A 12,124-nucleotide genomic window follows, 5' to 3' on the forward strand; every position below is an offset into this window, starting at 1 on the left:
GACCAGGGCGAGCGACGAGACGACGACGGGCCGCGCGACGGTGAAGGCCCCGCCGAACGTCCGGGCCCGGCCGCCGCGATCGGCAGCGACTCCGCCGACGAGCTCATCGACATCGCCGAGGCGGCGCGCGGTACGGCCGAGGGCGACGTCACCTCGATCGATGCGAAGCGCGACGGCGCCTGGGAGGTGCAGCTGACCACCGCCGCGGGCGACGAGACCGAGGTGCGTGTCGACGACCAGCTCCAGGCCACGGTCATCTCGACCGAGAAGGCCGACGGCGACGACACCGGCCCCGCGCTGACCCTCGACGACGAGACCATCCGCTCCCTCGTCGAGGCCGCTCTCGCTGAGGCCGAGGGCCTGATCACCGACCTCGACGTCGACAGCGACGATGTCAGCCCCTACGACGCCTCGGTCCTGACGCAGGACAACCGCTCGATCGACATCGACTTCACGGCGGACTTCGCGGTGGTCGGCACCGACACCGACGACTGAGCCGCCTTTCACAACGGAGCGCTTCTCCGTGAAGGCGCTTCTGGTGGACTGGCACCGCACCCGCGTCGGGAGGGGTCCCGGGGCGGTGGCTCCTCAGCCGCCCTCCTCCACTGGGGCGGCAGGTGGGTGGGGCCCCCTCACCTCACCCACCTCTCCCTTCTCCGGATGACCTCGGAGCGGTCGACCATCGATCCCGTCCGGACGTTGCCGCGTCCCGACGTTTCACGGAGGTCGTGACGATTCACGGATGTTTTCACGGAATGTCACCCGCGATTCGTCATAACCTCCGCGAATCGTCGGCTGTGCCCTCCCGTCACCGACTCCGATGCGCGAGAACGTCTTCCCGCGAGGGCTAGCTCGCGGGCGCGCTGACCTCGGTCCGGCGACGGCGCCGCTCGCTGACGAGGAACACGATCAGCAGGATCGCTCCGGTGACGATCACGATGTACGTGCTCAGGGTCGGGAGGAGGATGAGAGGGTTGCCGTTCGTGTGGAACTCGCCGAAGAGGAAGATCGACGGGTCGGTGCTCGCGTGCACGAGCATCGGTGCGATCAGGGTGCGCGTCACCCGCAGGATCAGGTACATGCAGACGCCGAAGAAGAACGTGTAGACGATCTGCAGGAGCGTGGTGCCGAGCCCCTGGTCGGAGGTGAAGAGGTTCGTGAAATGCAACGCCGCGAAGATGCCCGCCGAGGCGAGCGCGACGGCGATCTCGCCATGGCCGCCCTTGCGCATCAGGTCGACGACGAAACCGCGCGTGACGAGTTCCTCGACGAGGCCGACGAACAACCCTGCGAGCAACCAGGTTCCGACGAGCGGGATGCCCGCCTTCCCGTAGTCGATGCTGAGGAGGGCGGCGACATTGATCACGAGCACGACGATCAGGGCGATCCACATCCACCGACGACCGCCGAGGCGCTGGCGCGAGAAGAGCTCGCCCAGCCAGCCGACGGATGCCGCGAAGGCGAACAGCAGCACGCTCGTGAGCATGATGGGCAGCGCCGTGGTGAAGAACACGTCCCCGGCGCTCCCCTTCTCGCCCCGCAGACCGCTCCCCTCGGGGAGGCCCAGACCGAGCAGGAAGCCGATCAGCTCATACACACCCAGATACACCGCAGCGAGCAGAAGTGCTCGCCAGAAGCCGCCTCGGTTCCAGAATCGCCTCCACGCTGACGACGGCGCAGCTGCTGTCTGCTCGGCCATGATGCCCCCTCTGAACGGTCCGGCCGCCCGTCGCTTCCCGTCAGAAGCGGATCCGGCGTTCCTGAATCGATGATGACAGAACGGCTGCCGCATCACACGTCCGCCTCTCAGCGGTGAGAAAGTGGCTGGGAGATCTCCTCGATCTCTAGATGCCGGCGTGGCGGCGGCGGTTGCGGCGACGGCGGACGAAACCTATCCGTTCCTCACTCTTCCTGGGAAGCGACCAGCCAGACGTAGCCGAAGGGCGGGAGCGAGAGTCCATCGTGGCGCTCGCCGCTGAGCAGATCGACACCACGGAGTGTCTCCAGCACCACCGTCTCGTCGCTCACGTTCACCACCGCGACGACTTCGTCATCCGCCCCTGCCGCGCGGCGCACCACGAGCACGCGGTCGTCGAGGAAGGCGATCTCCTGCGCCGCGAACGGCGAGAACGCCGGCATGCCCCGCCGCACCGCGAGCATGGCGCGCACCCCCTCGAGCATGCCGGAACGCCGACCCGGCTCCTGCAGCTCTTCGGCCAGGCGGTCGGCATCGAGCACCTCGCGGTTGATGCGCCGCGCGATATCGCTGTCCTGCACACCCTGGTGATCCTGCTGCGAGCCGAGCAGCGAATGATGGTAGATCGCCGGGACGCCGACGAGCGACAGCAGGATGGCGTGGGCGGCGAGGCCGCGGCGCACGGCGGAAGCATCCGGATCCGGGTCGGCCGGGTCGACGAGCGCCTCGAGGAAGTTGGTGTTGAGCTCGTACACGCCCTCGCTGCCGTCAGGACGCTTCGCCATCGACACCCGTCCGCCTCGCGCGAGCGTGCGCTCGACGAGCAGAGCGCGATCGGCATCCGTCAGCAGCCCCTCCGTCGGACGCAGGCCGATGCCGTCGTGGCTGGCGAGGAAGTTGAACCAGGTGGCGGTGTCGCTGACAGGACCGACTCCGCTCGCCCATTCGGCCAGCGCGGTCGCCCGACCCGTGACGAAGGCGTGCAGCACGAGCGGCGGCAGCGCGAACTGGTAGACCATGTGCGCTTCATCGCCGCCGTCGCCGAAGTAGGTGATGTTGTCGGCGTGCGGCACGTTGGTCTCGGTGAGCAGCAGAGTGCCCGGCGCCAGCTCGTCCACGAGGATGCGCCAGATCCGGATGATGTCGTGCGTCTGCGGCAGGTGGATGCAGGTGGTGCCGGACTGCTTCCACAGATAGCCGATCGCGTCGAGGCGCACCGTGGTGGCACCGTGCGCCAGGTAGCCGAGCAGGATGTCGGTGAGATCGAGGAGCACCGCGGGCGTGCTCGGATCGACGTCGATCTGGTCGGGACCGAAGGTGGTCCAGGCGCGCGCCACCGTGCCGTCGGGGCGCTCGTACTCGTGCACGAGCGGGGTGACCCGAGGGCGCACGACATGCGAGACGTCGAAATCGGGGCCCGGATCGAGGAAGTACCCGACGTACCGCGGGTCGCGCGCCAGCCACGCCTGGAACCACGGCGACGAGCTCGAGATGTGGTTGGCGACGAAATCGAGGGCGAGCGCGTACTCGTCGCGCAGATCGGCGATGTCGTCCCAGGTGCCGAGCGCCGGGTTCACCTGGCGGTGGTCGACGACGCCGAACCCGTCGTCCGAGGTCCACGGGTAGATGGGCAGCAGGTGCACGTCGCTGATGACATCGCCGATGTGCGCGCGCAGCACGCCGGCGAGTGTGTGGAGCGGCGTCTCCCCGGGCCGACGGAACGAGTCCCCGTAGGTGATGAGGTACGCGGTGCTCTCGTCCGGCCCCATATGATCCGCGTCCTGCCGTGGCGCGGCCAGGCGCGCGCGCCAGGTCTCGGCGAGGTCGACGAGTGCGGCGAGAACCTCCGCCGCGGCATCCGGGTAGAGCCTCTCGACGAGAGGGGCGAGGCGGTCCTGCAGACCATTCTCGGGAGTCATGCGGAGGCTTCCTTCAGGAGGTCACGGACGAGTTCCATCCCACGCGCGTCGAGCCGTTCGATGCGATCCGAGAAACCGCGGATGCCGGGAGCGGTGAGCACCACGTCGGCCCACTCCTCGCGCAGCGCGAACTCGGGGCGGGCGACCAGGCAGTCGGGGTCGTTGGTCCAGAACCGGCCGTGCTGCCATGACCGGGCCTCGACGGACATCCGTCCGCGCAGACCCTGCGATCCGTCTTCGCCGCCCTCGTGGAACGTGTCGCCGGCGACGCGCATCGCGTCGACGAGACCGACGCTCGGCAGGATCGGGGCGCCGCAGCCGAGCAGGAACGCGTCGTCGCCGAGCACCTCGCGGATGAGCTCGAGCCCCGAGCGGTAGGCGGAGATCGGCGTGGCATCCGCGTCGTGGCGCCGGCCCGGCAGCGCTCCGGAATACAGGAAGTCGAGCTTGACGTAGTCGATGCCCAGATCGCGGATCTCGGAGAAGACGCGGGTGAGGTAGTCGCGCACGCCCGGGTGCGTGAGGTCGAGGCCGCGCAGGTCGTCGCCCCAGTTCTTCCCGGCATCTCCGAGCACCCAGTCCGGATGCTCGCGGGCGACAGAGGAGTTCGCGCCGACCGAGAAGGGCGCCGCCCAGATGCCGGCACGGCGACCGCTGTCGAGGATCGCGCTCACGGCGTCGGGCAGCGAGCCGAAGCGCGGGTTCGGGGCGGTCCATTCGCCGGTGCCGAGGCTCCAGCCGTCGTCGATCTGCACCACGTCGACGTCGAGCCCCGCGGCATCGATCGCCCCAACGTTCTCGATCACGTCAGAGGCATGCACCTCTTCGAAGTACTGGTACCAGGTGCACCACACCCGGGGCGCGGCCCACCCGAACCGAGCGCCGGATGCCGTGCCGAAGCGGTCGCCGAACGACTCCAGGGCGATCTCTCCGGTCGTTGAGCGAGCGAAGCGAGACGAAACGTCTTCGCCCGATCCATCCGTCTCCACCACCACACGATCTCCGCGCCACGACGCATGGATCGTCGGCACCTCACGGCTCGCGTCGAGGGTCCCGAACACGCGCACCTCGCTCCCGTCTCCGGGATCGACGACGAGCAGCCCTTCGCCCTGCAGCGCACCCTCGGCGACCGGCGTGCCCGGCCGGAAGCGCATGGCGTGCTGCCACGGCTCCACCGGCCGGTGGATCTCATCGTCGCGCGCCGACCAGGTCGTCGGGCTCCAGCTCTGCCATCCCTCGGCGTACACGCGGGCCTCGGGCCCGACCGGGATCTCATCGAGGACGGTCACGCTGCTCCCCTCTTCTCTGCGGTCTTCGTCGAGTCGACGGCTGTCGTCAGTTCGAGGTCTGCCGGGCGCACCGGCATCCCTCCGCGCTCCGCCGATTCGACGGCCGCGATGGTCGTCCGCACGGTCGCGACGATGTGCGCGGCGGCGTTCTCGGGCTCGCGGTCCTCGGCGATCGCGGTCTGCAGCTCGCCCATCGCGCCCGCGAATCCGTCGGTGAACCACTGCCCCTCCAGCGGGAACTCGATGCTCTCGCCGTCACGGTCGAGCGTGAGACGGTCGGAGCCGAGCAGCACGCTGCCGCGCAGGGTTCCCTCGGTGCCGTGGATCCAGAACGGGCACCCTCCGGCATGCGTGCTGGCGCTGCCGGCGATGCGGATCGACGCGCTGGCGCCGGTCGACACGTCGATGCGCAGGTCGGCGCCCCACGGGTTGCGGGCCTCGTCGGGCTGGCCGGGAACGCGATGATCGGATGCCGCGACGGCCACGACCGACGATCCTTCCAGCCAGCAGCGCGTGATGTCGATCCAGTGCACGAGGTAGTCGTTCAGCAGCATGTGCGGCACGTCGTCGAAGGGTGTTCCGGCGAGCGGCGGCAGCGGCTTGTCGTGCAGGTGCGTCACCCCGATGACGTCGCCGATGCGCCCCCCGCGGATCAGCAGGGTCGCGAGCCGCCAGGCCGGGGCCCAGCGGGCGTTCTGGTTCACGGCGACGCGGATGCCCTTCGCGCGAGCATCCGCGAGCACCTCGGCGAGACGCGGCAGCTCCGACGCATCGCTGATGAGGGGCTTCTGCGCGAGGACGTGCTTCCCCGCGGCGACGGCGGCGGCGATGAGCTCGACGCGGCCGGCGGGTCCGGTGGCGAGGTCGACCACCTCGACACGCGGGTCGGCGAGCAGGGCGTCGAGGGACTCGTGCACGGTGTCGATGCCGAAGTCCGCGGCGAGCGCCTCCGCGTCGGCGACCGTGCGAGAGGTCACGGCGACGACCGGCACGTCCCAGCCGCGGTAGGCCGGCAGGTGCGCGGAGCGCGCGATGGCGCCCGCTCCGACGAGACCGACGCCGAGGCGGCGTCCCGGAAAGGACGGGCGGTACGAGGGAACGGCGTCGTTGGGGAGATCGGAGGTCACTGCACCCGCTCCGGCGCAGCGTCGAACCGCAGGACTGCCTGCAGGATCTCTGGGTCGCCCTCGTCGAGGCGCGCGAAGACGCCCGCGACCTCGGCGGCGGGAACGACATCCGACACGAGCGCGCCCGCGTCGACGTCACCGGCGAACACGAGGCCCATGACCGTGCGCACGAGACGCGCCTGGTTCCAGCGGCCGCCGAGCGAGACGGGCACGCCGGAGATCTGGCTGGCGACGATGCGCACGCGGTTGTGGTGGAACTCCTCGCCGAGGCGCAGGTTCGCAGCCCCGCCCTGGTAGAAGCCGGATGCCGCGACCAGACCCTCCGTCACGACGCAGCGGATGGCCTCGTGCAGCGCGCGATCGGTGCCCGACAGCTCGATCGCGCTGTCGGCGCCTCCGCCGGTGAGCTCGCGGATCATCTCCCCCGCGCCCCCCTCCCGCAGGGCATCCACCGCGTGGACGGCCCCGAAGCTCGTCGCCATCGCGAGGCGGGCCGCCAGGGTGTCGACGGCGATCACCCGGCCACCCGAGAGCGATGCGAGTCGCGTGGCGAGAAGGCCGATGACGCCCTGCCCGAACACGGCGACCTGCTCGCCGAGTCGCACATCGGCGGCGAGAACCCCGTTCAGTGCGATGGCGCCGACGCGGGCGAACGTGCCGAGCACGGGGTCGACGCCGTCGGGCACGATGCGTCCGGCGACCGCGGCGGCCGGCACGACGGCGTCGCTGCGGTGACCCCAGATGCCGTGCACGACGTCGCCGACGTGGACATCGGTCACGTCATCGGCGACCTCGACGACCTGGCCGACCTCCGAGTACCCCCAGCCGCTGACCGGATAGCCGAAGCTCGGCTCTCCCGGCACGAACAGCCGCCGCTCGGCATCCCACGTCGAGGTGAGATACGGATTGGTGCCTCGGTAGGCGGTGAGCTCGGTGCCCGCGGAGATGCCGGAGTACCAGGTGGCGATCCGGACGCTGCCCGGTGTCAGAGGCTGCGCCTCGATCTCGACCAGCTCGACCTCGCGGACGGCGGAGAACTGCACGACGTGGGACACGGGGTGTGCCTTCCTTCCAGGATCGACGGGTGAGGTCAGCCCTTCTCGGCACCGGCGGTGAGGCCCCCGACGAGGAGCCGCTCCGATGCGAAGAAGAGCAGGATGATGGGCAGGGTGAGGATGACGGATCCGGCCATGAGCACCGTGGTGGGCACCTCGATGCTGCCGGCCAGCTGCGACAGGCCGAGCGACACCGTCCACGAATCGCGCTTCTCGACGAGGAAGAGCAGGGCGAAGAGGAACTCGTTCCAGGCGATCATGAAGATGAACAGGCCGTTCGACACGATGGCCGGCATCGCGAGCGGAATGCTGATCTTGCGCATGATCTGGAACCGACTCGCGCCGTCGAGCGCCGCGGCCTCCTCCAGCGAGACCGGGATCGTCGCGAAGTAGTTGCGCAGCGTGTAGATCGACACGGCCGCCACCTGCGAGACGTAGACGATCAGCAGCCCCACGAGCGAGCCGCGGAGTCCGATCTGCGTGAAGAACACGAAGAGCGGCACGGCCAGCAGGATCGCCGGGAAGAAGTACACGGCGAGGAAGAGCCCCGAGACCTGACGGCGTCCGAAGAACGCCAGGCGGCTCACCGCGTACGACCCCGGGATCGAGACCAGCAGCGTGAGGACCACCGTCGCCAGCGCGACCAGCAGCGAGTTGCGCATGAACACGATGAAGCCCTGGCCGCCGGCATCCACCGGGGCGAGCACGTCGAGATACGTCGAGAAGTCGAGCTCCTCGATCGTGATCCACAGCGCGCCCGGGTTCTGCAGCAGCGAGTCGAGCGAGCGGAAGCTCAGCAGCACCATGTAGTAGAACGGCACGACGGCGACGAGCACCAGCAGCACGATCACGATCGGGCGGAGAACGCGGAACAGGCCGTTCTCGAAGTTGTCGCGGGTCAGACCGCGGCGGGGGGCGCGGGTCGAGGTCTGCGCGCTCATGCCTGCTCCTCCTGCTTGCCGAAGAACTTCAGGTAGATGCCGACCAGCACGGCGAGGATCGCCGCCAGCACGAGGGCCTGGGCCGCGGCGGCGCCGATGTCGCCGCGCGCGGTGAGCAGGTCGAACACCCGCACCGAGACGACCTCGGTGCCGGCGCCTCCGCCGGTGAGCAGATAGATGTCGTCGAAGTTGTTGAACGTCCAGATGAAGCGCAGCACGCACAGCACCGCGATGGTCGGCAGCAGCTGCGGCAGCAGGATGTGACGGAAGCGCTGGGTGGGCGTCGCGCCGTCGACGCGCGCGGCCTCGTCGAGCACGCCGGGCACGGCCTCGAGGCGGGCGGTGAGGAAGAGGAAGGCGAAGGGGAACGAGCGCCAGGCCTCGAACAGGATGACGGTGATGAGCGCGATGGGCAGGTCCACCTGCCATCCGAAGATGTTCACCGGCAGGGCGCGGTCCGAGAGGAAGGCGACCGGGTCCTCCCAGCCGAGCACGTTCTGGCCGAACCAGTTCACGATGCCGAACTGCGGGTTGAGCATCGTGGACCACACGAACGTCGCGGCCACGACCGGGGCGACGTAGGGCAGGAGGAGGGAGGCGCGGATCAGACCGCGGCCGCGGAACGGCTTGCGGAGGGCGACCGCGGCGATGAGCCCGATCCCGATCGCGAGCCCCGTGCCGCACACGGAGTAGACGATCGTGGTCCAGAGGGCGCTGAAGAAGCCGGGCGATGTCAGCACGTCGACGAAGTTGTCGAGCGTGTACTCGCCGATGATGCCGGTGCCGCGGATGTTGATCAGCCGCACGTCCTGGAAGGCGAGCGAGATCGCCCAGATGATCGGCAGCACCACCGCGACCAGGATGATGATGAACGTCGGCGAGATGAGGAGCAGACCCGCGCGGTTCTCCTCGCGGTTGTGCCGCGAGCGCCGGCGCGGCTTCGTGCCGTCCGACCGCTTCGGCGGGGTGGCGCCGGGACCGGGGCGCGCGGCCCCGGTCCCGGATCCGTTCTCGAGGGTGGTCACTTGAGCGACTCGCCGATCGAGCGCACCGCCTCGGCGGCCGTCGCGGCGGCCTCGGCCGGGTCGCCGCCCTGCGCCACATCGCTGACGGCGGTCGCGACGGGGAGCTCGCCCTGCAGGGCGCCGAGCAGGCTGCCCTGACCCTGGGTGATGCCCCAGCGTGCGAGATCCTGCGGGCCCGCGGCCACAGCCTCGAGCACCTCGGGTGCGTAGAAGTCCGACAGCGGAGCCTTGGTGTCGACGCCCGCCGGCAGGGTCGCCCACAGGTCGGAGAACTTCGTCGGCTCGTCGGCGGTGCCGGTGCGCACGGGCACCTTGCCCTCGGGGGCGATCGCGATCCACGGCTCGTAGCCGTCGCTCATCATGTACTCGATGAACGACTGCGCGGCCTCGGCGTTCGCACCCTCGGTGATGGTCCACGAGGTGATCTCGCCGAACTGCGCCGGGGCGTCGCCGTCGGGTCCGGCGATCGAGGTCACGACGCCGGTGTTCTTCGCCAGGAAGGCGGGGTCGGCGACGCACTCGGGGCACGACGGCTTGGCGTCTTCACGGAGCCCGGCCATCTCGTCGAGGACGAAGCTCGACCAGATGAACATGGCGGCTCCGCCGGCGAAGTAGGTCGCACGGGTCGTGTCGACGTCCTGCGCACCCGGGACCGAATAGTTCTCGGTGAGGTCGCCGTAGAACTCGAACGAGCTGACGCAGGCGTCGGAGTCGAGCTCCACGTCGCCGTCCTTGTTCACGAGCTCGCAGCCGTTGCCGAGCGCGATCTGCTCGAACGTCTGCTCGGTGAAGGCGTCGCCCGGTGCCGTGGCTCCGACGAACCCGGCCACGTCCGGGGAGTCGAGCTCCTTCGCGGCGGCGAGGATCGACTCGTAGGAGTCCGGCGCATCGAGTCCGGCGGCGTCGAACAGGTCGGTGCGGTAGAAGAGCATCTGCGTCCACGACTCGCTCGGCACGGCCAGGGGCGTGTCGCCCTCGGAGGTCAGCGTGAGGGCGTTCTCCGAGAACGTCGAGGGATCGAGGGCGTCGATCGTGGCGGCCACGGCATCCGTGTCGACGAATTCGTTGGCCGAGAGGCTCCGCACCTGCGGGAGCGAGATGCCGCCGATCACGTCGGGCAGATCTCCCGCGGCGGCCGACGAGGTCAGGAGCTGGGCGAACTGGTCTTCGGCGACCGAGACGAGTTCGACGTCGATCCCGGTCTTCTCGGTGAAGGCGTCGACGATCTCCTGGGTCGCGGCCACCCGGTCGGGCAGGTCCTCCTGCAGCCAGAAGGTGATGCCGTCCCCTCCGTCGCCACCGCCTCCGCCGTCGTCGCCGGAGCTGGTGCATCCGGTGAGGGCGAGCGCGGTCAGGCCGACCACGGCCATTGCTGCTGCTGTCGCACGGGTCTTCACTATGCGCCTCCTTGCGCTGAGGTCTTGCAGGTCTTCTCGGGGCTCGGTCGGACTGTCACGACCATTAAGACTAAAAGCTATACATAACTCGCCTAGTCGTCAAGCATTATGCTGAGAACGACCCCCATGGAGGTGGAGATGTCCGGTCCCGGCGATGTGCTCGAGCTCATTCGCGAGCGCCGCGCCTTCACGCGCGGCGACGTGCTCGAGGTCACGGGACTGTCGCGGATGACGGTGGCGACCCGCATTGACGCGCTGCTCGACGCCCGCCTGATCGTCGAATCCGGCACCGAGAAGGTGTCGGCAGGCCGGCCCTCCCGCAAGCTGGAGTTCAACACGGCGCACGCGCACGTCATCGCCGCGAGCGTCGACACCACCCACACGACGGTCGCCCTCACCGACCTCGCCGGTCGCATCATCGTCGAGGAGCGCGTCGAGGTCGCCGTCGCCGACGGCCCCGACCACACGCTCAACGCGATCGCCGAGCGCGCGGCGCACCTGCTCGAGCGCGCAGGGATCGCTCGCGACAACGTCGCCGCGATCGCCCTCAGCGTCCCCGGGCCCGTCGACCCCGATACCGACCGGCCGAGCCAGCCCCCGATCATGCCCGGATGGGATGCGTACCCGATCCCCGATCACCTGAACGGCGCCCTCGGGGTTCCCGTGCTCGTCTCCAACGATGCGGATGCCGCCGCGCTCGGCGAGCAGCGCGCCGCGCATCCGACCTCACGGTCGCTCTGCTTCCTCAAGGTCTCGTCCGGGATCGGCACCGGCATCGTGCTCGGCGGACGGGTGTATCGCGGCGCCGACGGCGGGGCCGGCGACATCGGCCACATCAAGATCGCGGGGCACGGCGACCTGCTGTGCCAGTGCGGCGCGCGCGGATGCCTCGCCGCCGCGGCATCCGGTCGCGCCGTCGCCCGCTCGCTCACCGCGCTCGGCAAGCCGGCCGCATCCGCGTCCGACGTCGGTGCGTACCTCGCCGAGGGCGATCCGGATGCCGCGAACCTCACGCAGGAGGCGGGACGCCTCATCGGCGAGGTCGTCGCCACCGTGGTGTCGCTCCTCAACCCGGCCGAGGTCGTGCTCGGCGGGATGCTCGCCTCGCCGCCGCTGCTCGCCGGGGTGCGCGAGACGCTGTACCCGCGTTCCCTCCCCCGCGCGACCCGCCACCTCAGCATCAGCCAGTCGACGCTCGGCGAGAAGGCGACCGTGGTCGGACTCGCCGCGATGGTCGTCGAGCGCGAGTATTCGGTGGCCGCGGTCAATGCGGCGCTCGCCCGCGCCTGATCCGCGCGGATACGATGCAGGGATGACGAACACGGATCCGGTCGACGACATCTCCATCGGCGGCGAGATGATCCGCCTCGGGCAGTTCCTGAAGTTCTCGGGTCTGCTCGACTCCGGCGGCGACGCGAAGGAGGTCGTGATCGACGGCTACGTCACGGTCAACGGCGAGGTCGACCGCCGCCGCGGCCGGCAGCTGCACGACGGTGACCTGGTGACGTTCGAGGGGCGGACGGTACGCGTCCGGCCGTGACGGGATCACCCTCCCCGATAGCGTGCGGGAGTCGGTCTGATCTGACCGATATTCTCGCGGGCTGATCTCTTTCTCGTTCGAACGTTTGTTCTAAACTGTGGGTATGGCCCAGTTGCGGACGGATGTCGACCTCGA

At 69.7% G+C, this 12,124-nt stretch carries 11 protein-coding genes; 3 read left to right on the plus strand and 8 right to left on the minus strand.

Translation table 11 applies throughout. The features are described 5' to 3' along the window. On the plus strand, positions 1–495 hold a 495-nt coding region (locus DW306_RS00250), incomplete at its 5' end, for a hypothetical protein (RefSeq protein WP_240746988.1). Between the two features lie 352 nt (positions 496–847). Here the strand turns inward: DW306_RS00250 and DW306_RS00255 are convergent. The 8 genes from DW306_RS00255 to DW306_RS00290 all read right to left on the minus strand — a co-directional run bounded on the left by DW306_RS00255 (position 848) and on the right by DW306_RS00290 (position 10,449). Further along, the gene (locus DW306_RS00255) at positions 848–1,699 is read right to left on the minus strand and encodes a CPBP family intramembrane glutamic endopeptidase (protein WP_168429181.1); all 852 of its coding nucleotides are present in this window, start codon (positions 1,697–1,699) and stop codon (positions 848–850) included. Positions 1,700–1,902: 203 nt separating this feature from the next. Further along, the gene (locus DW306_RS00260) at positions 1,903–3,615 is read right to left on the minus strand and encodes an alpha-amylase family glycosyl hydrolase (RefSeq protein WP_136053657.1); all 1,713 of its coding nucleotides are present in this window, start codon (positions 3,613–3,615) and stop codon (positions 1,903–1,905) included. Beyond that, positions 3,612–4,904 carry a glycoside hydrolase family 36 protein gene (locus DW306_RS00265; protein ID WP_136053658.1) on the minus strand — a complete coding sequence of 431 codons (1,293 nt, stop codon included), beginning with the start codon at positions 4,902–4,904 and terminating at the stop codon, positions 3,612–3,614. The genes DW306_RS00260 and DW306_RS00265 overlap by 4 nt, the downstream gene beginning before the upstream one ends. Further along, positions 4,901–6,031 carry a Gfo/Idh/MocA family oxidoreductase gene (locus tag DW306_RS00270; RefSeq protein WP_136053659.1) on the minus strand — a complete coding sequence of 377 codons (1,131 nt, stop codon included), beginning with the start codon at positions 6,029–6,031 and terminating at the stop codon, positions 4,901–4,903. The genes DW306_RS00265 and DW306_RS00270 overlap by 4 nt, the downstream gene beginning before the upstream one ends. Then, the gene (locus DW306_RS00275; RefSeq protein WP_136053660.1) at positions 6,028–7,086 is read right to left on the minus strand and encodes a zinc-binding alcohol dehydrogenase; all 1,059 of its coding nucleotides are present in this window, start codon (positions 7,084–7,086) and stop codon (positions 6,028–6,030) included. Before DW306_RS00275 ends, DW306_RS00270 begins: the two co-directional genes overlap by 4 nt. Before the next feature lie 35 nt (positions 7,087–7,121). Continuing rightward, positions 7,122–8,027 (minus strand): carbohydrate ABC transporter permease, encoded by a 906-nt coding sequence (locus DW306_RS00280; RefSeq protein WP_136053661.1) that lies wholly within the window; start codon positions 8,025–8,027, stop codon positions 7,122–7,124. Next, a complete protein-coding gene (locus DW306_RS00285) occupies positions 8,024–9,052 on the minus strand; it encodes a sugar ABC transporter permease (RefSeq protein ID WP_136053662.1) in 1,029 nt (342 codons plus the stop codon). Before DW306_RS00285 ends, DW306_RS00280 begins: the two co-directional genes overlap by 4 nt. Continuing rightward, positions 9,049–10,449 (minus strand): extracellular solute-binding protein, encoded by a 1,401-nt coding sequence (locus DW306_RS00290; protein ID WP_136053663.1) that lies wholly within the window; start codon positions 10,447–10,449, stop codon positions 9,049–9,051. Before DW306_RS00290 ends, DW306_RS00285 begins: the two co-directional genes overlap by 4 nt. 138 nt (positions 10,450–10,587) lie before the next feature. Between DW306_RS00290 and DW306_RS00295 the strand changes: the two genes are divergently transcribed. Further along, on the plus strand, positions 10,588–11,739 hold the full coding sequence (locus DW306_RS00295) for an ROK family protein (protein ID WP_136053664.1): 1,152 nt from the start codon (positions 10,588–10,590) through the stop codon (positions 11,737–11,739). Positions 11,740–11,761: 22 nt separating this feature from the next. Then, complete coding sequence (locus DW306_RS00300; protein WP_136053665.1) at positions 11,762–11,989, plus strand: RNA-binding S4 domain-containing protein; 228 nt, start codon at positions 11,762–11,764, stop codon at positions 11,987–11,989. The last annotated feature ends 135 nt before the right edge of the window (positions 11,990–12,124 follow it).

Origin of the sequence: Microbacterium sp. K24 (genome assembly GCF_004794465.1) — a bacterium.
In the GTDB taxonomy this organism is placed as follows: Bacteria; Actinomycetota; Actinomycetes; order Actinomycetales; family Microbacteriaceae; genus Microbacterium.

Coding starts and splice junctions, on each gene's coding strand:
- DW306_RS00255 (WP_168429181.1), bottom strand. CDS start 1,699: ATGGCCGAGCAGACAGCAGCTGCGCCGTCGTCAGCGTGGAGGCGATTC.
- DW306_RS00260 (WP_136053657.1), bottom strand. CDS start 3,615: ATGACTCCCGAGAATGGTCTGCAGGACCGCCTCGCCCCTCTCGTCGAG.
- DW306_RS00280 (WP_136053661.1), bottom strand. CDS start 8,027: ATGAGCGCGCAGACCTCGACCCGCGCCCCCCGCCGCGGTCTGACCCGC.
- DW306_RS00295 (WP_136053664.1), top strand. CDS start 10,588: ATGTCCGGTCCCGGCGATGTGCTCGAGCTCATTCGCGAGCGCCGCGCC.
- DW306_RS00300 (WP_136053665.1), top strand. CDS start 11,762: ATGACGAACACGGATCCGGTCGACGACATCTCCATCGGCGGCGAGATG.